Origin of the sequence: Aeromonas sp. ANP5 (assembly GCF_963870295.1) — a bacterium.
GTDB classification, from domain to species: Bacteria; Pseudomonadota; Gammaproteobacteria; order Enterobacterales; family Aeromonadaceae; genus Aeromonas; species Aeromonas veronii.
Genome location: NZ_CAWMRY010000011.1, coordinates 83,662 through 108,743, shown reverse-complemented (window position 1 = coordinate 108,743; position 25,082 = coordinate 83,662). Strand labels below are relative to the sequence as shown.

Genomic DNA, 25,082 nt, shown 5'->3' with positions numbered 1-25,082 from the left:
CTCGCTGTCAGAGCGGATTACGGCGCGGCCCGAAGGGCAGCCGCCAGCGAAACAGGCTGTTAAGGGTGGCTCGCCACTGATTGGGTCGACCCAGGATCTGCTTTTGCAACCGGGTCTCTTCCTTCAGTATCGCCTCGTCACTACGAGCCCAGGCCTGGCTGTAGAGCTGCTTGATCCCCGCCAGTGCATCGGGCGACTTGGTGATAAGGGTGCGGGCAAACTCGCGCGCCTCCACCAGCGGGTCGGCGCAGACTCGGCTCACCATCCCGAGAGATTTAGCCTCGACGGCATCCAGCTCGCGCCCGCTCATGGCCAGCTCCATGGCAGTATCCACTCCCATCAGGTTGCGCATGGTGACGCTACCGCTCATATCGGGGATGATGCCCCACTTGATCTCCATCACCGAGAAGCGGCAATCGGGGGTGCTGAAGCGAAAATCGGCCCCGAGCGCAATCTGCAGACCACCGCCAAAACAGACTCCCTGTGTCACCGCAATCACCGGCACCGGCAGATGGTGCCAGCCATAGGCAACCCGCTGGGCCAGATTGGTCGCCTCGTCCGCCTCGCGCTTGAGAATATCGAGCGCCGCTACCGGCTGTCTCAGCATGGATTTCACATCCAGCCCGGCGCAGAAGGCCCGCCCCTCGCCGTGCAGGATCACCGCCCGCAGCCCCTTGTGCCGGGCGAGCTGCGTCAGCGTCTCGTCGATGGCGCTGAACATAGCGCGGTCCAGCGCATTGAGTTTATCCCCCCGCGTCAGCATCACTTCGGCAATCCCGTCGTGGATCTCGCACTTAACCCTTGGTTTTTCCATCTCCCTTGTCCTCTCCTTGATCCTTGAAACTGACTCACTGGTCATACCACCACGTTATCAGAGTGTGAACAGGCGGTACAGCTGAGACTAAAGTCGGCTGGTCGCCTCCCCCTCCCTTTGTCACACTGGGAGCTGCATGAGTGCCGCAAGCCAGCAGAGGACGCTGTCATGTCAACCCTGTTCAATTTTGCCAGACCACCGTTCGACCGACTGGGCGAGGAGGCGCGCGAGCGGCTCTCCCGTCACCTCTCGCTCTGCTATTTTCGGGCCGGGGATCTGCTGCTAAAAGAGGGGGACGAGCCTCCCGGCCTCTATCTCATCATCAAGGGGGCGGTGGAAGAGTCGGCCCCTCACCACCAGTTTGGTGATTACGGGGTCGATGACCTGTTCGATGTGCGCGCCCAGTTTGATGGCCGCTGCCGCCACCACTTCACCGCGCTGGAAGATAGCCTCTGTCAGCTCATTCCTCGCCACACCTTTCTTTCGCTCTGTGAGCAGGATCCGCAGTTTGCCAGCTACTTCACCGCCAATCTGGCCGAGCGTCAGCGCCAGCAAGAGCAGCGCGAACAACTGGGTCAGAAGAATCTGGCGGAATTTATCCTGACCCGCATCGAACCCGGCCACCTGCAGGCACCGCTTATCGTCGACAGCAAGCTGTCACTGCTGGCGGCGACCGAAGCCATGGTGAGCAAGGGAACCGATTGCCTGCTCTACCCGGCCCACGACGGCTCCCTCACGCTGGCAACCCGCAAGACCTTGCTCCACGCCCTGACCCTCAAGGGATTGCCGCTTACGGCCCCCCTCTCGGTGCTGACCCCTACTCCTCTGATTGGTCTGCCGCTGGAGAGCTATCTGTTTGATGCCCTGCTGCTGATGACCCGCCATCGCATCAAGCGACTGGTGGTATGGCGTGGCAACGAGGTGGCGGGGATCCTGCAACTGACTCAGGTGCTGGGGCTCTTCTCGACCCACTCCCATGTGCTGACCCTACGCATCGCCCGTGCCGACAGCCTGCCGGCACTGGAGGCGGTGGCCCGCGAACAGCAACAACTGACCCGATCGTTGTTTGCCCAGGGGATCCACACCGCCTTTTTGATGAAGCTCATCGCCACCATCAACGAGCAGCTGATCGCCAAAGCCTTTGCGCTGGTGATCCCCCCCGAGGTGCAGGATAAGGTTTGCCTGCTGATGCTGGGCTCGGAGGGGCGTGGCGAGCAGATCCTCAAAACCGATCAGGACAACGCCCTGATCCTGTCAGAGGGGCTGACATGGCCCATCCAGGCAGCCGATCTGGCCGAATTCAGCGCCCTGCTGGAACACCTCGGCTACCCGCTGTGCCCCGGGCAGGTGATGGTGAACAATCCGGCCTGGGTGAAAACAGGCAGCGAGTGGCAAAGCGCCATTGCCAGCGCCTGCACCACGGCAAAAGAGGATGAGCTGCTCTGGCTCGCCACCCTGGCCGATGCTCACCCCATCGCGGGGGATCGACAGCTCCATCTGCCGGTTGCCAGAGCGCTGCGCGAGCAGTTGGCCGACAGACGGGATCTGCTGGCGGAGATGGTGCGACCGGCAGTAGCCTTCCATGCCCCCCTCACCCTGTTTGGCCGGCTGGAGCAGCCACCGGAAGGGCTGGATCTGAAGCGGGGCGGCCTGTTCCCGCTGGTGCACGGCATCCGCATGCTGGCCCTTGAGGCAGGCATTCTGGAGACTTCAACCCTGGGGCGTATCGATGCGCTGGTGGCCGCCGATCGGCTCAGTGCCGACTATGGCAGCAATCTGGCGGAGGCGTTCCGGCTCTTTATCCGGCTTAGGCTGCGCAGCCAGCTCAAGGGGGGTAATAGTCGGGTGCAGACAAGCGAGCTCAGCCACAGCGAGCGGGATCTGTTGCGTCAGGCGCTGCATCAGGTGAAGAAGTTCCAGCAGTGGCTCACCTTGCACTTTCGTCTGAGACAATAGCCATGTTGAGCTGCGTTCGACGCTACTGGTATGGCCGCGCGTTCCGAACTGGCGAGTTCGCGCCGCTCTTTGCCACCCCACCGAAAGATGAACGGATCGCCCTCGATTTCGAGACCACCAGTCTCGATCCCGAGCAGGCCGAGATCGTCTCCATCGGGGCGGTGCGCATTCAGGGTAACCGGCTGCTGACCGGCGAGGCCTTCGCCATCAAGGTACAGCCACCGGCCAGCCTGACCAGCCAATCGGTGGTGATCCACGGTCTGCGCCATCAGGATCTGCAACAGGGGATGAAGCTGGAAGCCGCGCTGCGCCTGCTACTCGACTATATCGGCCCGCGCGAACTGGTGGGCTATCACATCGCCTACGACCTGCGCATTCTCAATCTTGCCTGCCAGAAATTGTGGGCATTGACCCTGCCCCAGCGAGGGCTCGAGGTGAGCCAGCTCTATCACGACCACCTCTATCGCCGCTATCCCGATGCGGCCATTGACCTCCACTTGAGTGCCATCTGTAGCCACCTTGAACTGCCATCCCTGCCCGCCCACGATGCCCTTGCCGATGCCACCACGGCCGCGCTCATCTACCTGCGCCTGACCTGCGGCTCGCCACTGGCTTATCCCAAAGTCTAATTGTCGAGAAATAACATTTAATTCACATTTTGCTTACATGAGCAGATTGCCTGCTCGTCGGGGTTACCCCATCCACCGCTGACACTCATGTCATGGAGAACTGCAATGGAACAGCAAAGCTATCTGAGGATCCAGCAAGATCCCAACTTCCAGGAGCTGGTCGCCAAGCGCCAGCGTTTTGCCTGGGCCCTCTCGGCTCTGATGCTGGGACTCTACCTGGCGTTTATTCTGCTCATCGCCTTTGCCCCCGGTTGGCTCGGCACCCCGCTCAGCGACAGCACCACCGTCACCCGTGGCATTCCGGTCGGGGTAGGCCTCATCCTCTCCTCCTTCGTGTTGACCGGCATCTATGTGTTTCGGGCCAACGGCGAGTTTGACGAGCTGAATCAGAAAATCCTCAAGGGAGTGCAGCCATGAGCGCAAAAAGCATGAAAGGCAAGTGGCTGCTGTTGGCCTCACTGGCCTCCTCCCCCCTGCTGGCAGCGGATGCGCTGACCGGCGAGGTACAACGCCAACCCCTCAATGTGTCGGCCATCGTGATGTTCGTGGTCTTTGTGGCCGCTACCCTGTTCATCACCTACTGGGCCTCCAAGCGCAACCGCTCGGCTTCTGACTACTATGCCGCCGGTGGCCGTATCACCGGTTTCCAGAACGGTCTGGCCATCGCCGGTGACTATATGTCCGCCGCCTCCTTCCTCGGGATCTCCGCGCTGGTCTACACCTCCGGCTACGATGGCCTGATTTACTCCATCGGTTTTCTGGTGGGCTGGCCCATCATTCTGTTCCTGATCGCCGAGCGGCTGCGCAACCTTGGCAAATATACCTTTGCCGATGTCGCCTCCTACCGTCTCAAGCAAACTGAGGTACGTACCCTCTCCGCCTGTGGTTCGCTGGTGGTGGTCGCCCTCTACCTGATCGCCCAGATGGTCGGTGCCGGCAAGCTGATCGAGCTGCTGTTTGGCCTGCAATACCATGTGGCCGTGGTGCTGGTCGGTATCCTGATGGTGCTCTACGTGCTGTTTGGCGGCATGCTGGCCACTACCTGGGTGCAGATCATCAAGGCAGTGATGCTGCTCTCCGGTGCCAGCTTCATGGCCATCATGGTCATGAAATCGGTCAACTTCGATATCGGTGCCCTGTTTAGCGAAGCAGTCAAGGTGCACGAGAAAGGGATCGCCATCATGAGCCCGGGTGGCCTGGTTGCTGACCCCATCTCCGCCATCTCGCTCGGTCTGGCATTGATGTTCGGTACCGCCGGTCTCCCCCATATCCTGATGCGTTTCTTCACCGTGAGTGACGCCAAAGAGGCGCGTAAATCGGTGTTCTACGCCACCGGCTTTATCGGCTACTTCTACATCCTCACCTTCATCATCGGCTTTGGCGCCATCCTGCTGGTGAGCACCAACCCGGCCTTCAAGGACGCCACCGGCGCCCTGCTGGGCGGCACCAACATGGCAGCCGTCCACCTGGCTGATGCTGTGGGTGGCAGCCTGTTCCTAGGCTTCATCTCCGCCGTGGCGTTTGCCACCATTCTGGCGGTGGTTGCCGGATTGACCCTGGCCGGTGCCTCTGCGGTCTCCCATGACCTCTATGCCAGCGTGTTGAAGAAGGGCAAGGCTAACGAGACCGATGAACTGCGTGTCTCCAAGATGACGACTCTGGTGCTGGGTGTGGTTGCCATTGGTCTGGGGATCCTGTTCGAGAAGCAGAACATCGCCTTCATGGTGGGTCTGGCCTTCTCCATCGCCGCCAGCTGCAACTTCCCGGTGCTGTTCCTCTCCATGTTCTGGTCACGCCTGACCACCCGTGGCGCCGTCTACGGTGGCTGGCTGGGGCTGGTGAGCGCAGTGACCCTGATGATCCTGGGCCCGACCGTGTGGGTGAAAGTGCTGGGCCATGCCCAGGCCATCTTCCCCTACGAATACCCAGCCCTCTTCTCAATGGGTTTGGCCTTCATCGGGATCTGGTTCTTCTCCATCACCGACAGCTCCCAGAACGCCGCCGACGAGCATGCCAAGTTCATGCCGCAGTTCGTTCGCTCCCAGACTGGGCTGGGTGCCTCTGGTGCCACCTCCCACTAACAGATCAAGTTCATACTTCCAAGCCGGCTTCATGCCGGCTTTTTTTATTGCCCATCAATCGGCTGCACGCCCCGCTTGCCCCGATCAAGATCACACTTCTAGCTAAAACTTTCGGGGGATCTGTGCCATAATGCGCGCCATTTGACAGACCAATCGGGACACATACCTTGTTAAGTAGCAACAACATCACCATGCAGTTCGGCGCCAAGCCGCTGTTTGAGAACATCAACGTCAAGTTTGGCGGCGGCAACCGCTATGGCCTTATCGGCGCCAACGGCTGTGGCAAGTCCACCTTTATGAAGATCCTCGGTGGTGATCTGGAGCCCACTGGCGGTAATGTGAGCCTGGACGTCAACGAGCGCATCGGTAAGCTGCGTCAGGATCAGTTCGCCTACGAAGATATGCGCGTACTGGATGTGGTCATGATGGGTCACACCGAGCTGTGGGCGGCTATCGCCGAGCGCGATGCCATCTACGCCAACCTCGAAGCCACCGACGAAGACTATATGAAGGCCGCCGAGCTGGAAGGTCTGGTTGCCGAGTATGACGGCTACACCGCCGAAGCGCGCGCAGGCGAGCTGCTGCTGGGTGTCGGCATTCCGCTCGAGCAGCACAACGGCCCGATGAGTGAAGTGGCCCCAGGCTGGAAACTGCGGGTGCTGCTGGCACAGGCGCTGTTCTCCAACCCTGACATCCTGCTGCTGGACGAACCGACCAACAACCTGGATATCAACACCATTCGCTGGCTGGAGCAGGTGCTCAACGAACGTGAAAGCACCATGATCATCATCTCTCACGACCGTCACTTCCTGAACTCTGTCTGTACCCACATGGCGGATCTGGACTACGGCGAGCTGCGCGTTTACCCGGGCAACTACGACGACTACATGCTGGCCGCCACCCAGGCGCGCGAGCGTCTGCTGGCCGACAACGCCAAGAAGAAGGCCCAGATCGCCGATCTGCAATCCTTCGTCTCCCGTTTCAGCGCCAACGCCTCCAAGTCCCGTCAGGCGACCTCCCGTCTCAAGCAGATCGACAAGATCAAGATTGAGGACGTCAAGGTCTCCAGCCGCCAGAACCCATTCATCCGCTTCGAGCAGGACAAAAAGCTCTATCGCAACATCCTGGAAGTGGAAGGTGTATCCAAGGGTTATGGCGACGGTCCCCTGTTCAAGGGCCTCAACATGATGATGGAAGTGGGCGAGAAGGTCGCCATTCTGGGTACCAACGGTATCGGTAAATCCACTCTGATCAAGACCCTGGTCGGCGCACTGGCACCGGATACCGGCACCATCAAGTGGTCCGAGAACGCCCAGATCGGTTACTACGCTCAGGATCACGCCGAAGATTTCGATACCGACCTCAACGTGTTCGACTGGATGGCCCAGTGGAAACAGGATAACGAAGACGAGCAGGCTGTGCGCTCCGTATTGGGTCGTCTGCTCTTCTCCCAGGACGACATCAAGAAGCCGGTCAAGGTGCTCTCCGGTGGTGAACAGGGTCGTATGCTGTTCGGCAAGCTGATGATGCAGCGCCCCAATATCCTGATCATGGATGAGCCGACCAACCACCTGGACATGGAATCTATCGAATCCTTGAACATGGCACTGGAGCTCTACCAGGGGACCCTGATCTTCGTCTCCCACGACCGCGAGTTCGTCTCATCTCTGGCGACCCGTATCCTGGAACTGACCGAAGATGGTATCCGCGACTTCGGCGGCACCTACGAGGATTACCTGCGCACCCAGGGCGTGGTATAACCCCACACCTGCGCAAGTGCGCAATGCAAAACCGGCACTCAGGTGCCGGTTTTTTTATATCCCGTTTTTAGTCGACTGAGATGGCGTATAACCGCGGAGTGAATACACGCCACAGAGCAGAGAGCAGAGAGCAGAGAGCAGAGAGCAGAGTGCAGAGTGCAGAGTGCAGAGTGCAGAGAGCAGAGAGCAGAGAGCAGAGAGCAGAGAGCAGAGCTTGAGTATCCCCCTCTTTTCCCACAGATAAAAAAACGGCTCCATCAAGGAGCCGTTTTCAATGGGTTGCGCAGTGCCGATTACTCGACGGTCGCTTCCACACTGGTGAAGTACTCGATCTTGGCCGCTTTGCGCAGCTCGTCGATCAGAGACTTGTAATCCACCTGGGCTTTGCCCTGACCCAGCTGAGCTTGCAGCATGGCAGCCATACCGGACGCGGCGGCAGGGACGTTGACCTTGTCCAGCGCAACCACAACGCGGTCACCATTGGTCTCGGCAACCAGAGCCACGCTCGGCTTGCCGTCGATCGGATGGGGCAGTGTGAACGCCTGGGCAATCAGGTTCTGATCCAGCTCGCGATCGAAGCGGGCAACCCCTTTGTGCGTCTCCACTTTCAGACCGAGTGCAGTCAGATCGGCGGTGATGCTCTCACCAACTTTCAGCTTGTCCAGCAGGCCCTGGGCCTTGCCACGGGCCACTTCGCTAGCCTTGTCATGCTTGATGGCGGCAATCACCTGCTCTTTCACCTCGGCCAGCGGCTTGACCGCTTTGGGCTTGTGACCAGTGATGTGCAGCACCAGCGCCTTGCCGTCAGCCAGCTCGATCACGTCGGAGTTGGTGTTGTCATCGCGCAGCTGTTCGGAGAACGCCACGGAGAGCACCTTGGGATCGTTCAGCGGAGCCGGAGCATTCGCTTGGGTGAAGAAATCGGAAGATTGAACCTTCATCCCCATGGCATCAGCGGTCAGATCCAGCGAGTCCGGGTTTTCGAAGCTGTTGTCAGCCATTTTCTGCTGCTCGGCGAAGAACTTCTCCTTGGCCTTGTCAGCTTGCAGACGAGTGATGGTCTCTTCTTTCACATCGGCAAACGGCTTGGTCTGGGCTGCTTCAACCCCCAGCAGCTTGATGATGTGGAAACCGAACGGGCTCTTCACCACGGTGGAGAGATCGCCAGCCTTGTTCAGGGCGAACGCGGCTTTCTCGAAGGCCGGATCCATCACCCCTTTCTCGAACCAGTCCAGCTCGCCGCCTTTTTTGGCAGAGAAGGTATCGGAAGAGTCAGCCTTGGCCAGCGCAGCGAAATCATCACCCGCCTTGGCTTTGGCCAGCACGGCTTCGGCTTTCTGCTCGGCCGCTTTCTCGTCCTTGCCAAACGGGATCAGGATGTGAGCCACGTGGCGACGCTCGGCACGCTGGAACAGATCCTGGTGCTGATCGTAGTAATCCTGGGCATCCTGCTCGGTGACCTTGATATCCTTGGCGAGGTTGGCAGCGTCCAGCAGCAGATAGTCGACCTTGACCTGCTCGTCGTTCATGAAACGGGCGCCATTGGTCTTGTAGTACTGCTCGAGCTCGTTGTCGGAGACCTGAACGTCAGCCATGTAGTTTGCAGCAGCCAGACGCACCAGACGCAGATCGCGAGTCTGGTTGTAGAGCTTGTCGAGCTGCTCCGCTTCGCCCTTGAGGGAGAATTCGGTGCCCAGCAGGGCGCTCATCAACTGTTGACGCACCATGTCCTGACGCAGGGAGTCACGGAACATTTCAGGAGTCATGCCGGCACGACGGATCAGCTGCAGATAGCGGTCATTGTTGAACTTGCCATTCTCGGCAAACTCCGGCATGGCCACGATGGCTTGCTTGATCTGTTCGTCACTGATACGCAGACCCAGTTCACGGGCCTTGCTGTCCAGCAGCGCCTGATCGATCAGGCGATCCAGCACACCGCGACGGAACTGTTTCATGTAATCGGGGTTCGCGGCCAGCTGGCTGAATGCCTCTCCCATCTGGGATTCCATGCGGGCGCGCTCGTTACGGTAGGCATTTTCCAGTGCCGCAGCACTGATCTCGGTGCCATTGACGGTGGCGGGGGCGGTACGGGCCGGGCCGTTCAGGTAACTACCTACACCAGCCAAGGCAAAGGAGAGGATGATCAGGCCCAAGATAACCTTGGCTACCTTGCCCTGCGCCCCTTCGCGTAGTTTATCCAACATCATGTTTGTACTTATGCTCCCGAACTCGATGGGCGTAAACAATAAAAAGGCGCACCGATTGCGATGCGCCTTGGTCAATCAGTATGAGAGAAGACTCTCTAACTTGTCTGGTCTGCGACCAAGGACGGTAGCCGACGGATATCAGCGACCGACTTAGTTAACAGCGTCTTTCAGAGCCTTACCGGCTTTGAAGGCAGGAACTTTACCAGCAGCGATTTCGATGGTCGCGCCAGTCTGCGGGTTACGGCCTGAACGGGCAGCACGCTCGCGTACAGCGAAAGTACCGAAACCAACCAGAGCAACCTGGTCACCCTCTTTCAGCGCTTCACCAACAGCATCAATGAAGGCATCCAACGCACGGCCAGCGGCAGCTTTGGAGATATCGGCACCGTCTGCAATCTTGTCAATCAGTTGAGATTTATTCACTCTTATATTCCCCTTTTATCAAACACCGCTGCGGCGCTGATTTCCCTGGCCACAACAAGTGGAGGTTTTATAGCAAGCCTCCTGATCAGTTGCAAGTGACAATCTGGCGCAAACCCGCGCCACACAACGCATTGCGACTCATCACGAGTACCCGATCGGTGGTCAAGGCTACTTCCGTTATCGGGCGCATGCAAGCCTTAACCACCCGCCGAATGCGCCAAATTTGCGGCGCATCAACATTTACACGACAGAAACGCGCTCAAACCCCTGTGGATTGTCCTGCAACGCCAATTCCAGCACCTCGTCAATCCAGCGAACCGGATAAATTTCAAGGTCTTGTTTGACGTTTGCCGGGATCTCCTCAAGGTCACGCTCGTTCTCTTTCGGAATAAGCACTCGCTTGATGCCGCCACGGTGGGCTGCCAGCAACTTCTCCTTGAGACCACCGATGGGCAGCACTTCGCCGCGCAAGGTGATCTCCCCTGTCATCGCCACATCAGCACGAACCGGATTACCGGTCAAGCTGGAGACCAGGGCGGTACACATGGCGATACCGGCGCTCGGACCATCTTTCGGGGTTGCCCCTTCCGGTACGTGCACGTGTATATCGCGCTTCTCGTAGAAGTCGGCGTTGATGCGCAGCTTCTCGGCACGGGCCCGTACGACTGTCATGGCCGCCTGGATGGACTCCTGCATCACGTCACCGAGAGAACCGGTATAAGTGAGCTTGCCCTTGCCCGGCATGTTGGTGGTCTCGATGGTGAGCAGATCGCCCCCCACTTCGGTCCACGCCAGACCACACACCTGACCCACTTGATTCTGGTCGGTGGCCTTGCCGTAATCGAAACGCTGCACCCCGAGGAACTCCTTGAGGTTCTCCTGATTGATCTGAACATGCTTGATGCTCTTGTCCAGCAGGATGCGCTTGACCGCCTTGCGACAAATCTTGGAGATCTCGCGCTCCAGACTCCGCACCCCCGCCTCGCGGGTGTAGTAGCGGATCACTCCGACCAGGGCAGAATCTTCGATGGTGATCTCGGACTCTTTCAGGCCGTTGCGCTGGATCTGCTTGGCAACCAGATGCTGCTTGGCAATGTTGAGCTTCTCATCTTCGGTGTAACCGGAGAGACGGATCACTTCCATACGGTCCAGCAACGGACCCGGGATGTTCATGGAGTTGGAGGTGGCCACGAACATCACGTCCGACAGGTCATAATCCACTTCCAGGTAGTGATCGTTGAAGCTGTTGTTCTGTTCCGGATCAAGCACTTCCAGCAAGGCGGATGCGGGATCGCCGCGCATGTCCGAGCTCATCTTGTCGATCTCGTCGAGCAGGAACAGCGGGTTCTTCACACCGACTTTCGCCATCTTCTGGATGAGCTTGCCAGGCATGGAACCGATATAGGTACGGCGGTGACCGCGGATCTCCGCTTCGTCACGCACCCCACCGAGGGCCATCCGCACATATTTGCGGCCTGTCGCCTTGGCGATGGATTGGCCCAGCGAGGTCTTGCCCACACCGGGAGGCCCAACCAGACAGAGGATGGGGCCCTTGAGCTTGTTCACCCGTGCCTGTACCGCCAGATATTCGAGGATGCGATCCTTGACCTTCTCGAGGCCATAGTGATCGGCATCCAGCACCTCTTGCGCCTTGCCAAGGTCTTTTTTGACCTTGGAGCGCGCCTTCCAGGGCACCTGTACCATCCAGTCCACATAGCTGCGAACCACGGTAGCCTCGGCGGACATAGGAGACATCATCTTCAGCTTGGCAAGCTCGGCCTGGGCCTTTTCACGGGCATCTTCCGGCATGCCAGCCTCTTCAATCTTGCGATTGAGGGCTTCAAACTCATCCGGGCTATCTTCCAGCTCACCCAGCTCTTTCTGGATGGCCTTCATCTGCTCGTTGAGGTAATACTCGCGCTGGCTCTTTTCCATCTGCTTCTTGACGCGAGTACGGATGCGCTTCTCAACCTGCAGCAGGTCAATTTCCGACTCCATCATCGCCATCAGGAATTCGATGCGCTCGGAGACCGAGACGATCTCCAGCACCTTCTGCTTGTCTTCCAGCTTGAGCGGCATGTGGGCCGCCATGGTGTCAGCCAGACGCGCAGCATCGTCGATCGCCGAGATCGAGGTCAGTACCTCGGGCGGGATCTTCTTGTTGAGCTTGATATAGCCTTCAAACTGGCCGATGGCGGAGCGAACCAGCACTTCCTGATCCTTCTCCTCAATGGCTTGGGAGGGAATGTACTGGGCCTCGCAGACAAAGAAATCCTTGTCGTCGATCATCCGCTCCAGGCGGGCACGCTGCCCCCCCTCTACCAGCACCTTGACGGTGCCGTCCGGCAGCTTGAGCATCTGCAGAATATTAGCCACTGTCCCGACGGTGAAGATCTCCTCCACCGTTGGCTCATCGGTTGACGCATCCTTCTGGGCCACCAGCAGAACTTTCTTGTCCTGCTCCATGGCCGCTTCCAGACAGCGAATGGATTTTTCCCGCCCCACAAAGAGTGGAATGACCATGTGGGGATAAACCACCACGTCACGAAGAGGCAGGACGGGAATCTCGATGCGTTCTGAACGCTCTAGGTTCATATATGTCCTCTCGGCTTGTTATACCGTTGGCAAAGCGCTTGGCTGAGTATATGGGGGCGCTGAGATGAGATTCAATCGCCGAAACCGTAAAAAGCATGAAAGGGGCAAAAAGCCCCTTCCATTTGATTAAAAATCAGACATTTACTCTGATGCAGCAGCCTGAGTTTCGGGATTTTCGTAAATCATCAAGGGCGCGGAGTCCCCTTTGATCACGGTCTCGTCGATCACCACCTTGCTGACCCCTTCCAGAGAAGGCAGGTCATACATGGTATCCAGCAGCACGGCTTCCACGATAGAACGCAGACCACGAGCACCGGTTTTACGCTCCATCGCCTTGCGGGCAATGGCGTTGAGTGCGTCGTCACGAAACTCCAGCTCAACCCCTTCCAGATCGAACAACGCAGCGTACTGTTTGGTCAGCGCGTTTTTCGGCTCTTTCAGGATCTGGATAAGGGCAGACTCGTCCAGCTCGGTCAGGGTCGCGACCACCGGCAGACGGCCGATGAACTCGGGGATCAGACCATATTTGATCAGATCTTCCGGCTCCACCTTGGCGAAGGTTTCGCTCAGGGTGGCCTTGGCATCCTTGGATTTCACCTCGGCGCCAAAACCGATACCGGTTCCCTTCACGGAACGCTGCTCGATCACCTTGTCCAGACCGGCAAAAGCACCGCCACAGATGAAGAGGATCTTGGAGGTATCAACCTGCAAGAACTCCTGCTGCGGGTGCTTGCGACCGCCTTGCGGTGGTACGGAAGCAATGGTCCCTTCGATCAGCTTGAGCAGTGCCTGCTGTACCCCTTCCCCGGACACGTCGCGGGTGATGGAGGGGTTGTCCGACTTGCGGGAGATCTTGTCGATCTCGTCGATGTAGACGATGCCACGCTGGGCCTTCTCTACGTCGTAGTCGCACTTTTGCAGCAGCTTCTGGATGATGTTCTCCACGTCCTCGCCCACATAACCGGCTTCGGTCAGGGTGGTCGCATCGGCCATGGTAAACGGCACATCCAGCAGACGAGCCAGGGTCTCGGCCAGCAGGGTTTTACCGCTACCGGTCGGGCCAATCAACAGGATGTTGGATTTGCCGAGCTCAACACCACTGTTTTCGCCGCTGTTGCGCAGACGCTTGTAGTGGTTGTAGACGGCTACAGCCAACACCTTCTTGGCGTACTCCTGCCCGATCACATAGTCATCGAGATGAGCGCGGATCTGATGAGGGGTCGGCAGCTCGTTACCATCGCGCTTGGGCGAGATCTCGCGGATCTCTTCGCGGATGATGTCGTTGCACAGCTCGACACACTCATCACATATGTAGACGGAAGGGCCAGCGATCAGCTTGCGCACTTCATGCTGGCTTTTGCCGCAAAAAGAGCAGTAGAGCAGCTTATCACCCTCACCCTTGCGTTTTTCTGTCATTCAGCAACCTCGTTTTATCAATAGAGGATGGATCGGCCTGTTGAGTTTACAACAGACCGGGACACCCTGCTCAGCTACGCTGGCTCAGGACACCGTCTACCAGACCATAGGCCACGGCCTGCTCGGCGGACATGAAGTTGTCACGATCGGTGTCACGCTCGATAGTAGCCATGTCCTGACCGGTGTGGAACGCCAGGCGCTCGTTCAGGGTATTTTTGATCTTCAGGATCTCCTGGGCGTGGATCTGGATATCAGATGCCTGACCCTGGAAGCCACCCAGTGGCTGGTGGATCATCACGCGGGCGTTAGGCAGGCAGAAACGCTTGCCCTTGGCGCCACCAGCCAGCAGGAAGGCACCCATGGAGCAGGCCTGCCCCATGCAGACGGTGCTGACATCCGGCTTGATGAACTGCATGGTGTCATAGATGGACATGCCCGCAGTCACCGAACCACCCGGCGAGTTGATGTAAATATAGATGTCCTTGTCCGGATTCTCGGACTCGAGGAACAGCAGCTGGGCAACCACCAGATTGGCCATGTGATCTTCAACCTGACCAGTCAGGAAGATCACCCGCTCTTTCAGCAGACGGGAGTAAATATCGTAGGAACGTTCACCCTTGGCAGTCTGTTCGACCACGATGGGGACCAGCGCATTGCTGGGAGAATCGGTCATATCGTTATAGTTCTTGTACATAAGGCATTGTCCCTAAAATAAAATGGCCCGAGTGGAGATCACACGAGCCATTATACTTAACAGTCTTGACCTTAAGTCAAATGTTCTTAGGCAGCGGCGCCGGACTTGTTGATCACTTCGTCAAAGGCAACTTCTTTTTCGGTCACTTGCGCTTTGGACAGGATCAGGTCGATGGCTTGATCTTCTACTGCCAGGTTACGAACGCCGTTCAGCATCTGCTCGTTCTTCTGGTAGTACTCGATCACTTCTTTCGGATCTTCGTAGGCAGTCGCCATGGACTCGATGATGCTGTTTACACGGGCATCGTCAGCCTTGATCTCGTTGGTACGGATCACGTCACCCAGCAGCAGGCCTACGCGTACACGACGCTCGGCTTGAGCCTGGAACAGTTCAGCCGGCAGCTCGGGAGCGTTGCCGCCCTGGAAGCCACCGAAACGCTGCAGAGCCTGCTGACGCAGTGCGTCGATCTCTTGAGCAACGGCAGCTTTCGGCAGGTCGATTTGGTTGGCTTCAACCAGACCGTTCAGAACCTGCTCTTTCACGCTGTTTTTCAGGGCTTGAGCCAGTTCGCGCTCCATGTTCTTGCGCACTTCGGCTTTCAGCTCTTCAACAGAACCGCTCTCGATACCAAAACGCTTCACGAACTCTTCGGTCAGCTCAGGCAGGATCTGCTCTTCAACCTTGATCAGCTTGGAAGCGAACTTGGCTTCTTTGCCTTTCAGGTTTTCAGCGTGGTAATCAGCCGGGAAGGTCACTTCGATGGTGAACTCGTCGCCCGCTTTCTTGCCCAGGATGGCGTCTTCGAAGCCCGGGATCATGCGGCCAGCGCCCAGCACCAGGTTGAAGCCTTCAGCTTTGCCGCCGTCGAACTCTTCACCGTCGATGGAACCGACGAAGTCCATGGTCACACGCATGCCATTGGCAGCGGCAACATCGGCATCAGCCCAGGTAGCGTGCTGCTTGCGCAGGGTGTCGATCATGTTGGCCAGATCTTCATCCTTCACGGTCGCAACCGGCTTCTCGACCTTGATGGTCTCAAGACCTGCAACTTCGAACTCCGGATACACTTCGAAAGTGGCGGTGAATTCGAAATCCTGACCTTCTTTGATCTCTTTCGGATCCATGGTCGGGGCACCGGCCGGGCTCAATTTGTTTTCGATGATGGCTTTGATGAAGTTGCTCTGCATCATTTCATCAGCAACGCGGGCGTGAGCCATGGCGCCGAACATCTTCTTGATGATGGCAACCGGAGCCTTGCCAGGACGGAAACCGTCGATGCGACGAGTTTTGGCCAGGCCATTCAATTCTTTACGCACAGCGGCGTCTACGGTAGCGGCCGGTACAGTGATGGTAAGACGGCGTTCCAGACCCTGGGTTGTCTCTACAGAAACTTGCATTCTTCTACCTCGTTCAACTCAGCACTGTGTGCTGACCCTTTATTACCCCTAGGCAAAGCCCGGAGTCTTCCTGTTTATAAAGACAACGATATGTCTTTGTGATGAGAAAATATGACGCGGCATTATAGCGGCGCACTTTGGTCGAGTCGAGCCACACATCCCCCACATTGAGCGGCGTGCAAGCACAATTCGTGCAAAACTGCCCTTTATATGGGGAGAGAGGTGCCCGACTTCAACTATCCGATGGCAATAATTTTGCGTTTGCTCACCTTTTTTCATCCGAACGCCGCTTTATTACCCATCTTTCGCCGAAAAACAGCCCACCGTTGCGGGCGGCGACTCAATTTGACCAGCCAAATGGCGATTGAGCCAATCAACCATTGCGTCCCTACCCCTCCCTCGTTATGGTGACAACCAAATTGATGATCTGGAGTCACTCACATGGCCTTTTTCCGCTTCTTGTTCAATCTGCTCTGGTTTGTACTGGGAGGTGTCTTTATGGGCCTGGCCTGGTGGCTGGCCGGTCTTGTCTGCTTTATCTCGCTGGTCGGCATCCCCTGGGGACGTGCCTGCTTCGTCATCGGCACCTTTACCTTCTTCCCGTTTGGCAAGCAGGCGGTCAATCGCAAGACCATGACCGGCCAGAGTGATATAGGCACCGGCACTCTGGGGCTGATTGGCAACATCCTCTGGTTCGTGCTGATCGGTGTCTGGCTGGCCATCGGCCACATCGCTTCAGCGCTGGCCTGCTTCGTGACCATTATCGGTATTCCGTTCGGTATCCAGCACCTCAAGCTGGCACTCATCAGTCTGGCGCCTATCGGCCAGATGATTGTGACCAATCAGGAGGCGGAATCGGGCCGCTATATCCGCTAACTGCGGGAAATGCGCGGGCAGACGCTGCCCTGCAACGAAAAAAAGGGCAGACTAGGGTCTGCCCTTTTCTATTCTCTTTTGTTGAGGCCGTCATGTTACCCAGCCACTTTTTCGCCAATCTCGCCCGCATGAAACTCATCTACCGCTGGCCCCTGATGCGCAACATCCAGCCGGAAAACATCGCCGAGCACAGCCTGCAGGTGGCCATGGTGACCCATGCCCTCGGCATCATCAAAAACCGGCTGTTTGGCGGCAGCGTGAATGCCGACCGCGCCGCCGTGATGGCCCTCTACCACGATAGCAGCGAGGTGCTGACCGGCGATCTGCCCACCCCGGTCAAATACTTCAATCCCGAGATCGCCCGCGAGTACAAGAAGATAGAGCTGGCCGCCGAGCAGCGTCTGCTTGACATGCTGCCGCCAGAACTGATCGATGACTTTCGCCCCCTGCTCGATTCGGCAGCCCAGGATGACGAGCTGGCCAGACTGGTCAAGGATGCCGACACCCTCTGCGCCTATACCAAGTGTCTGGAGGAGATCAACGCGGGCAACCGGGAGTTCGAACCGGCTCGCAAGCGCCTTGAAGCCATGCTGGCAGCCCGGATGAGCGAGGAGATGCGCTACTTTATCGACACCTTTGTGGCCAGCTTCTCTCTGCCGCTCGATGAGCTTAACGCTCACTAAGCCAGTCCACGCGACCTGAAAACAGAAGGGCCCGCCGGTTTTCACCGACGGGCCCTTCGTTATTTATGGCGCATTAGATGCAACCCATCAGTGACCCAGCTCGCGGGACGGTACCAGACCGCTCGCCCGCCAGGCGGGATAGAGGGTAGCCACCAGGCTCATCAGGATGGCGGCGCCCGTCACGATGAGCAGATCCTGCATATGCAACTCGGTAGGCAAAAAGTCGATAAAGTAGATATCCGGATTGAGGAAGCGGTGACCGATGAGCTTTTCGACAACGCTCAGGATCTGGGTCAGCTTGCTCGAAAGCAGCCCGCCCAGCAGGGCGCCAAGCAGCGCACCGGCCACGCCGTTGACCATGCCCTGAATGACGAAGGTAAGCCGGATCTGGCCGGGGCTCGCCCCCATGGTCTTCAGGATGGCGATCTCGCTGCGCTTCTCGTTCACCGCCATCACCAGAGTGGAGACGATGTTGAAACAGGCGACGGCCACCACCATCAGCATCACCACATACATGACGGTACGCACCATCTGGATGTCCTGATAGAGGTAGCCCTGGCTGTTCATCCAGCTGCGGATGTAAACATGATGAGGGAACTGCTGCGCCGCGGCTACGGTGATGGATTGCGCCTTGAGCACATCGCTCACCCGCAGGCTGAAGCCCTCCACATCGCTGCCCATACCAGTGATCGCTTGCGCATCGGCCAGATGCATAAAGCCGAGCAACCCGTCGAGCTGACCGCCGATCTCCAGCAGCCCCACCACGGTCAGGGCTTCGCGCCGGGGATTCTTGATCCCGGTCTGATCACCCCCTTGTGGCAACAACAAACCAAGAGTGTCACCCACCTTGACGCCCAGTTTGTCGGCAATGGTCTTGCCAAGGATCACCCCACGCTCACCCGGTTGCAGCTCACGCAGGCCGCGGCCCGTCATGTATTTGCCCGCATCCGACAAATTGGCTTCCAGCTCCGGCAATACCGCGCGCAGTTGCACCCCCTTGAGGGCGGAGCCATGCTCCAGCAGGCCATTGAGGCGAATGACCGGCGCAGCGGCCTCGACGCCCGGTTGGGCCAGCAGGTAGTCACGCAGACGGGGCCAATCCGGCAACGGCCGCTCGACGGCGTCCAGCTCACCTTGTGGCACCACGGAAAGCACCCTGTCTTTGAGCTCCCGCTCGAAACCGTTCATGGCGGAGAGGCCCAGGATCAGCGCCATCACCCCGAGGGCGATACCGATCAGGGAAGAGGCTGAGATAAAGGCGATAAACCCGTTGCGACGGCGGGAGCGGCTGTAACGCAGGCCCAGAAAGAGGGGCAGCGGTTTGAACATCAGGCAACCTCCGCCATCACGCCACTCACCAGGGTCACCCGGCGATGGAGCTTGGCCGCCAGGCTCAAGTCGTGAGTCACCACCACAAAGGCGGTGCCCAGTTCACGATTCAGTTCACACAGCAGTTCATACACTGCGGTGGCACTGGCGTGATCCAGGTTACCGGTCGGCTCGTCCGCCAGCACCAGACTCGGTTCGTTGACCAGCGCCCGGGCGATCGCCACCCGTTGGCGTTCACCACCGGAGAGCTCGGAGGGACGGTGGTTCAAGCGATGGGAGAGCCCCACCCGCCCCAACATTTTGGTCGCCTTTTCGGTGGCAACCGCCACCGACTCACCGGCGATCAGCAGCGGCATGGCCGCATTTTCCAGCGCACTGAACTCGGAGAGCAGGTGATGGAACTGATAGACAAAGCCCAGCTCACGGTTGCGAAAGCGAGCCTGGGTGCGGCTGTCCCAATGGTGGATATCCTCCCCCTTGAACAGTACGGCACCGCTGGAGGGGTTGTCGAGGGCCCCCATCAGGTGCAACAGAGTGGTCTTGCCAGAGCCTGAGCTCCCCACGACTGCCAGCATTTCGCCGGGTGCGACACAGAGATCGATCCCCTTGAGCACCTGAGTCTCCAGCTCCCCCTCTTTATAGACATGGTTGAGCGCCTGGCAGCGCAGCAGAGGTTCACGGGATACGGCTTCATTCATAACAGGGGCTCCACTTGCCTCGGTAACAACGCTGGCACCCGCAACTACGGGGGCACCAGTCACAACAGAAGATGTATTATTCACGGCATTACTCATAACGCAGCGCCTCGGCCGGTTTCACCCGCGCAGCGCGGGCCGCCGGATAGAGGGTGGCACTGAAGCTCAGCAGCACGGCGCCCAGCAAGATGGTGATGACCTGAGCCGGTTCGACGATGACCGGCAGGCCACTGCCGCCCGCCGCCATATAGAGGTTGAGCCCCACCGCATTGAGCAGAGGGTTGAGACCCAAAGAGAGCGCAAGGCCAGCCAGCCCGCCAAACAGGGCACCAATCACCCCGCTGGAGGCACCAAGCACCATGAAGATTTTGACGATCCCCGATTCACTCATACCCATGGTGCGCAGGATGGCCACTTCGCCCTCCTTGTCCGTCACCACCATCACCAGCGCAGAGAGGATGTTGAAGGTGGCGACGGCGATGATCAGCACCAGCATCAGCCCCATCATCCGTTTTTCCATGGCGACCGCCTGGAACAGCTCGCCCCGCTCGCGGCGCCAATCCTGCCACAGCAGCCCATCCGGCAACGGTGTCTTGATCACCTCGTCAGCGGCAAAGGGATCATCGAGCCAGAGGCGAATGCCACCGACGGTTTCTGGCGGCAGGCGCAGCAGCCGCTGGGCATCCCCCAGGGCGATCAGCGCAATCTGGTTATCCACATCGGCGCCGACCCCGAAGATACCGGAGACGGTAAAGAGGCGCTGGGCCGGTACCCGGCCAAACGGGGTGAAGCGGGTCCCCTCGGTCAGGATCAAACGAACCTGATCGCCGATGGAGACATTGAGGCGGCGTGCGACCCCCTGCCCCAGCACGATGCGGTAGTGGCCGGCCTGCAGGGTATCGAGGCGTCCCCCCAGCATCTGGCTATGGAGGATGTCATCCTTGGGCCACTGCGCAGGGTCAATCCCCTGCACGCTCACCCCGGTCAGCTGGCCTGGGCTTTGCAGCATCCCTTCGCTGTCGAGCATGGGGGCCGAGGCGACCACATGGGGTAATTTGGCCAGATCCGGCAAGCCTTGCGGGTCTGCATCAATACGGCCAGCCTGGTTGGTCACCACCACATGGGGGATCACCCCGAGGATGCGCCCTTTGAGCTGCCCTTCGAAACCGTTCATTACCGAAATGACCACCATCAGGGCGGCAACCCCGATGGCGATGCCAAAGGTAGAGAACAGGGAGATAAATGAGACGAAGCGATTGCTGCGCTTCGAGCCTGCATAACGCAGGCCGATGGCCAGCGAAAGGGGCTGAAAAAGTCCGGTCTTCAAGGATATGTACGTTGCCAACAAAATAAGATACCGGATAATAAAGGGAAACCGTCCATGACAACAAGGGATAGCCTCCATGCAGGAACAGTTCTTCAGCGTCACTCATGCCACGCCGGTCAATGTGATCCCCATGCCGGCCGACTTCCACCTCCCCTCGCTGGAGGAGCTGGACGCTGAGCTGCCGGAGCCCTTTCGGATCTCTTCGGCCATTACCTCCATCGATCTGGTGACCACCCGCCTGCTGCGCAACCAGAACGAGTCGATGCACGATCTGATCGAGATCGTCAATCAGCAGTCCCGCAAGATCGACATGATCATGGGCTATGTGCTCTCCCTGCAGGACCATCCGGAGCAACGCTTTCACACCCTGCGCTTCGGGGCTGGCCAACTCACCTACCTGCACCCCTATCATGATCACGGGGATGCGCCGCACCTGCACCAGATCGTCCGCCTCAAGATCTTCCTGCGGGAAGAGGCGGCCGCTATCTACTGCTATGGCCAGGTCAAACAGCTCGACGGCGGTGAACATGGCACCCATGTGCAGCTCGACTATGTGCGGATCCGCGAAGATGACCGTGAACTGCTGGTTCGTGCCAGCCTCCACGTGCAATCGAAGCAGCTCAAGCTGCGCGCCCAAGAACGTCAGCGCTAACCATAGCGAACGTCGCGATAGATAACGTCAACGTTAAAAGAATCGAATCATGCCAATGACACTCCCCGCCTTGCCCGCCAAAGCGGGCCAAAAGATCACGCTCGGCCAGCTGGTCGGCAGCAGCCTCTCGCTGATTGCAGCCCGTCTCACCAGTGAAGCCAAGGGACCGGTACTGCTTATCACCGCCGATACCCCGAGCGCCCTGCGCCTTGAACAGGAGCTGCACTATTTGCTGGCAGACAAGCAGCTAGCCGATCAGTCCGCCCCCGTATTGCTGTTCCCCGATTGGGAGACCCTGCCCTACGACACCTTCTCTCCCCATCAGGACATCATCTCCCAACGGCTCGAGACTCTCTACAAGCTGCCGCAGATGAGCAAGGGGGTGCTGATTGTCCCCATCTCCACCCTGATGCTGCGCTGTGCCCCCCGGGTCTATCTCGACAAATACAGCCTGATGGTGAAGGCCGGTCAGCGCCTCAATCTGCAACAGCTGCGCGGCCGCCTGGCCGAGGCGGGTTACGTGGCGGTGGATCAGGTGCTGGAACATGGCGAATTTGCCGCCCGCGGCTCCCTGCTCGATCTCTTCCCCATGGGCAGCAGCAGCCCCTATCGCATCGACTTCTTCGACGATGAAGTGGACTCCATCCGCCCATTCGATCCCGAAACCCAGCGCTCCAGCGAACCGGTCAAGACGGTCAGCCTGCTGCCCGCCCGAGAATACCCCACCGACGAGGCGGCCATCGAACTGTTTCGCGGCCAGTTCCGCGAGCAGTTCGAGCTGTCGCGGGCCGAGGGCTCCGTCTATCAGGAGGTGAGCAAGGGGCGTTGGCCCGCCGGCATCGAGTATTATCTGCCACTCTTCTTCAACCAGACTGCCAGCCTGTTTGACTACCTGCCGGAAGATACCCTGCTGCTCACCGTGGGGGATATCTACCCCGCCGCCCAACGTTTCTGGAACGACATCGGCCAGCGCTATGAAGACAGACGCTGGGACAACACCCGCCCCCTGCTACCCCCGGCCCAGCTCTATCTGCCGGTGGAGCAGCTCTTTGCCGCCCTCGGCCAATATGGCGCGGTGCGGCTGCAAGAGGCCGCCACTGCGGGCGATGCAGGTCAGCACGATCTGCCCATCTCGGCGCTGCCGGATCTGCAACTCGATCACAGCAAGGAACAACCCCTGCTGGCGCTCAACCAGTTCCTGCAAGGCTTTGCCGGGCGCACCCTGTTTGCGGTGGAATCCGAAGGGCGACGGGAGGTGCTCGGCGATCTGCTGGCGCGTATCTCGCTGCAACCTAAAGAGTTCCCCTCCCTCGACGCCTTTATGGCGAGCCCGGATCGCCACGGCCTGCTGGTTGCACCCCTTGAGCGTGGCTTCCTGTGGCAAGAGGCCGGTCAGGATCCATTGGCGCTGATCACCGAGACCGAACTGCTGGGCGGCAAGGTGCGCAGCAAGCGGGCGCGAGAGAAGAGCAAGAACCTGAGCTCCGATGCGGTGATTCGCAACCTCGGCGAGCTGACTCAGGGTCAGCCGGTGGTCCATCTGGATCACGGGGTCGGCCGCTATCTGGGGCTCGAAACCATCGACGCCGGTGGTCTGCCCACCGAGTTTTTGACCCTCGAATATGCTGGCGGCGACAAGCTGTTCGTGCCGGTTACCAGTTTGCACCTTATCAGCCGCTACACCGGTTCTGATAACCCGCCCAGCCACAAGCTCGGCGGTGAAGCCTGGAGCAAGGCGCGGCGCAAGGCGGCGGAGAAGGTGCGCGACGTGGCAGCCGAATTGCTGGATGTCTACGCTCATCGCGCCGCTCGCGCCGGTTTTGCCTTCAAGCACGACAAAGAGGCCTATCGCCAGTTTGCCGCCAGCTTCCCGTTCGAGGAGACCGACGATCAGCTCAACGCCATCAATGCGGTGCTGGGGGACATGTGTCAGGCCAAGAGCATGGACCGACTGGTGTGTGGCGACGTAGGTTTCGGCAAGACCGAAGTGGCGATGCGGGCGGCGTTTGTGGCCGTCCACGGCGGCAAGCAGGTTGCCGTGCTGGTGCCCACCACCCTGCTGGCGCAACAGCACTACGACAACTTCCGCGATCGCTTCGCCAACTGGCCGGTGCGGGTCGAGGTGCTGAGCCGCTTCCGCTCCGCCAAGGAGCAGAGCGCTGTGATGAAGGAATTGGCCGAAGGCAAGGTGGATATCATCATCGGCACCCACAAGCTGCTCGGCTCCGAGCTCACTTTCAAGGATCTGGGGCTGCTCATCGTCGATGAGGAGCACAGATTCGGGGTGCGCCAGAAGGAGAAGATCAAGGCACTGCGGGCCGATGTGGATATCCTCACTCTCACCGCCACCCCCATTCCGCGCACCCTCAATATGGCGATGTCCGGCATGCGGGATCTCTCCATCATCGCCACTCCGCCCGCCAAGCGGCTCGCCATCAAGACCTTTGTCCGCCAGCACGAACCGGCAGTGGTACGCGAGGCGGTACTGCGGGAATTGAAGCGTGGCGGTCAGGTTTACTATCTGCACAACGATGTCGAGAGCATCGAGAAGTGCGCAGCCGATCTGGCGGAGCTGGTACCCGAGGCGCGCATCGGCATCGCCCACGGCCAGATGCGCGAGCGCGACCTTGAGCGGATCATGTCCGACTTCTACCATCAGCGCTTCAACCTGCTGGTTTGTACCACCATCATCGAGACCGGTATCGACGTGCCGAGCGCCAACACCATCATCATGGATCGGGCGGATCATCTCGGTCTGGCCCAACTGCACCAGCTGCGGGGCCGGGTTGGCCGCTCCCACCATCAGGCCTATGCCTACCTGCTCACCCCCCACCCCAAGCTGATGACCAAGGATGCGGCCAAGCGGCTGGAGGCGATCGCCTCGCTCGAAGATCTCGGCGCCGGTTTTGCGCTGGCGACCCACGATCTGGAGATCCGTGGCGCAGGCGAACTGCTCGGCGACGATCAGAGCGGCCAGATTGAATCGGTCGGCTTCACCCTCTATATGGAGATGCTGGAGCAGGCGGTCGAGGCACTGAAAAATGGCAAGGAGCCATCGCTGGAGCAGCTGATGAGCCAGCACACCGAGGTAGAACTGCGCCTGCCTGCACTTCTGCCGGATGACTATATTCCGGACGTCAACATGCGCCTCTCCATGTACAAGCGGATCGCCAGCGCGGCGGACGAGCAGGAGCTGCGGGAGCTGAAAGTGGAACTGATCGACCGCTTTGGCCTCTTGCCGGAGGCGACCAAAACTCTGCTGGAGCTGGCCGCTTTCCGCCAGCGTGCCACCGCCCTTGGCATTCGCCGGGTGGAGATGAGCGAGCGTGGCGGCTATCTCGACTTCACGCAAGAGACCAAGGTTAATCCGACCTATCTGGTCAAACTGCTCTCCAGCCAGCCCCGGGTCTACAAGATGGACGGGCCAACCCGGCTGCGTTTCCAGGTGCCGACCCAGGATCGTGCGATGCGCCTCAAGCTAGTGGATGGTTTGCTGGCAGATCTTGCCAACAACAGCCTTTAAGCATTTGCAGCGCTGGCGGCGAGCC

19 protein-coding genes are annotated in these 25,082 nt (G+C 59.1%); 9 read left to right on the top strand and 10 right to left on the bottom strand.

Annotated elements, in window-relative coordinates; genetic code table 11:
• Positions 1-7: 7 nt before the first annotated feature.
• Positions 8-814, bottom strand: coding sequence for a crotonase/enoyl-CoA hydratase family protein (locus AACT07_RS08830; RefSeq protein WP_069527281.1), 807 nt, complete (start codon positions 812-814; stop codon positions 8-10).
• Positions 815-982: 168 nt separating this feature from the next.
• Here AACT07_RS08830 and AACT07_RS08825 point away from each other — a divergent pair, with 168 nt between their 5' ends.
• The 5 genes from AACT07_RS08825 to AACT07_RS08805 all read left to right on the top strand — a co-directional run bounded on the left by AACT07_RS08825 (position 983) and on the right by AACT07_RS08805 (position 7,240).
• Positions 983-2,770: a putative nucleotidyltransferase substrate binding domain-containing protein gene (locus tag AACT07_RS08825; RefSeq protein WP_069527279.1), complete on the top strand. Its 1,788-nt coding sequence runs from the start codon at positions 983-985 to the stop codon at positions 2,768-2,770.
• Positions 2,771-2,772: 2 nt separating this feature from the next.
• A complete protein-coding gene (locus AACT07_RS08820) occupies positions 2,773-3,399 on the top strand; it encodes a 3'-5' exonuclease (RefSeq protein WP_069527277.1) in 627 nt (208 codons plus the stop codon).
• Positions 3,400-3,504: 105 nt separating this feature from the next.
• Positions 3,505-3,816, top strand: coding sequence for a DUF485 domain-containing protein (locus AACT07_RS08815; protein WP_021230594.1), 312 nt, complete (start codon positions 3,505-3,507; stop codon positions 3,814-3,816).
• 11 nt (positions 3,817-3,827) lie between these two features.
• Positions 3,828-5,480, top strand: a complete 1,653-nt coding sequence (locus AACT07_RS08810; protein ID WP_069527293.1) for a cation acetate symporter — start codon at positions 3,828-3,830, stop codon at positions 5,478-5,480.
• 167 nt (positions 5,481-5,647) lie between these two features.
• The gene (locus AACT07_RS08805) at positions 5,648-7,240 is read left to right on the top strand and encodes an ABC-F family ATPase (RefSeq protein WP_069527276.1); all 1,593 of its coding nucleotides are present in this window, start codon (positions 5,648-5,650) and stop codon (positions 7,238-7,240) included.
• 293 nt (positions 7,241-7,533) lie between these two features.
• On the opposite strand, the gene ppiD is transcribed toward AACT07_RS08805, so the two are convergent.
• The 6 genes from ppiD to tig all read right to left on the bottom strand — a co-directional run bounded on the left by ppiD (position 7,534) and on the right by tig (position 15,972).
• Positions 7,534-9,447, bottom strand: coding sequence for a peptidylprolyl isomerase (ppiD, locus tag AACT07_RS08800; protein WP_069527275.1), 1,914 nt, complete (start codon positions 9,445-9,447; stop codon positions 7,534-7,536).
• A gap of 150 nt (positions 9,448-9,597) precedes the next feature.
• Positions 9,598-9,870 carry a nucleoid-associated protein HU-beta gene (gene hupB / locus AACT07_RS08795; protein WP_005315375.1) on the bottom strand — a complete coding sequence of 91 codons (273 nt, stop codon included), beginning with the start codon at positions 9,868-9,870 and terminating at the stop codon, positions 9,598-9,600.
• Between the two features lie 240 nt (positions 9,871-10,110).
• Positions 10,111-12,465 (bottom strand): endopeptidase La, encoded by a 2,355-nt coding sequence (gene lon, locus AACT07_RS08790; RefSeq protein WP_069527270.1) that lies wholly within the window; start codon positions 12,463-12,465, stop codon positions 10,111-10,113.
• A 141-nt stretch (positions 12,466-12,606) separates the two neighbouring features.
• Positions 12,607-13,881 (bottom strand): ATP-dependent protease ATP-binding subunit ClpX, encoded by a 1,275-nt coding sequence (gene clpX, locus AACT07_RS08785; RefSeq protein WP_005336977.1) that lies wholly within the window; start codon positions 13,879-13,881, stop codon positions 12,607-12,609.
• A 70-nt stretch (positions 13,882-13,951) separates the two neighbouring features.
• Positions 13,952-14,575, bottom strand: coding sequence for an ATP-dependent Clp endopeptidase proteolytic subunit ClpP (gene clpP, locus AACT07_RS08780; RefSeq protein WP_005336979.1), 624 nt, complete (start codon positions 14,573-14,575; stop codon positions 13,952-13,954).
• Between the two features lie 86 nt (positions 14,576-14,661).
• Positions 14,662-15,972: a trigger factor gene (gene tig, locus AACT07_RS08775; protein ID WP_005345092.1), complete on the bottom strand. Its 1,311-nt coding sequence runs from the start codon at positions 15,970-15,972 to the stop codon at positions 14,662-14,664.
• A 441-nt stretch (positions 15,973-16,413) separates the two neighbouring features.
• Between tig and AACT07_RS08770 the strand changes: the two genes are divergently transcribed.
• The gene (locus AACT07_RS08770) at positions 16,414-16,848 is read left to right on the top strand and encodes a YccF domain-containing protein (RefSeq protein WP_005336982.1); all 435 of its coding nucleotides are present in this window, start codon (positions 16,414-16,416) and stop codon (positions 16,846-16,848) included.
• Between the two features lie 92 nt (positions 16,849-16,940).
• Positions 16,941-17,531, top strand: coding sequence for a 5'-deoxynucleotidase (gene yfbR, locus AACT07_RS08765; protein ID WP_069527269.1), 591 nt, complete (start codon positions 16,941-16,943; stop codon positions 17,529-17,531).
• 87 nt (positions 17,532-17,618) lie between these two features.
• On the opposite strand, the gene lolE is transcribed toward yfbR, so the two are convergent.
• The 3 genes from lolE to AACT07_RS08750 all read right to left on the bottom strand — a co-directional run bounded on the left by lolE (position 17,619) and on the right by AACT07_RS08750 (position 20,882).
• Entirely contained in the window at positions 17,619-18,860 is a 1,242-nt protein-coding gene (gene lolE, locus AACT07_RS08760) for a lipoprotein-releasing ABC transporter permease subunit LolE (protein WP_005360064.1), read from the bottom strand.
• Positions 18,860-19,558: a lipoprotein-releasing ABC transporter ATP-binding protein LolD gene (gene lolD, locus AACT07_RS08755; RefSeq protein WP_005336988.1), complete on the bottom strand. Its 699-nt coding sequence runs from the start codon at positions 19,556-19,558 to the stop codon at positions 18,860-18,862. Before lolD ends, lolE begins: the two co-directional genes overlap by 1 nt.
• A gap of 88 nt (positions 19,559-19,646) precedes the next feature.
• Complete coding sequence (locus AACT07_RS08750) at positions 19,647-20,882, bottom strand: lipoprotein-releasing ABC transporter permease subunit (RefSeq protein ID WP_069527268.1); 1,236 nt, start codon at positions 20,880-20,882, stop codon at positions 19,647-19,649.
• A gap of 76 nt (positions 20,883-20,958) precedes the next feature.
• On the opposite strand from AACT07_RS08750, the gene AACT07_RS08745 reads away from it, so the two are divergent.
• Together AACT07_RS08745 and mfd are read left to right on the top strand one after the other, a co-directional pair.
• Positions 20,959-21,534 carry a hypothetical protein gene (locus AACT07_RS08745; protein ID WP_005351323.1) on the top strand — a complete coding sequence of 192 codons (576 nt, stop codon included), beginning with the start codon at positions 20,959-20,961 and terminating at the stop codon, positions 21,532-21,534.
• 55 nt (positions 21,535-21,589) lie between these two features.
• Positions 21,590-25,057: a transcription-repair coupling factor gene (gene mfd / locus AACT07_RS08740; protein WP_171902765.1), complete on the top strand. Its 3,468-nt coding sequence runs from the start codon at positions 21,590-21,592 to the stop codon at positions 25,055-25,057.
• The last annotated feature ends 25 nt before the right edge of the window (positions 25,058-25,082 follow it).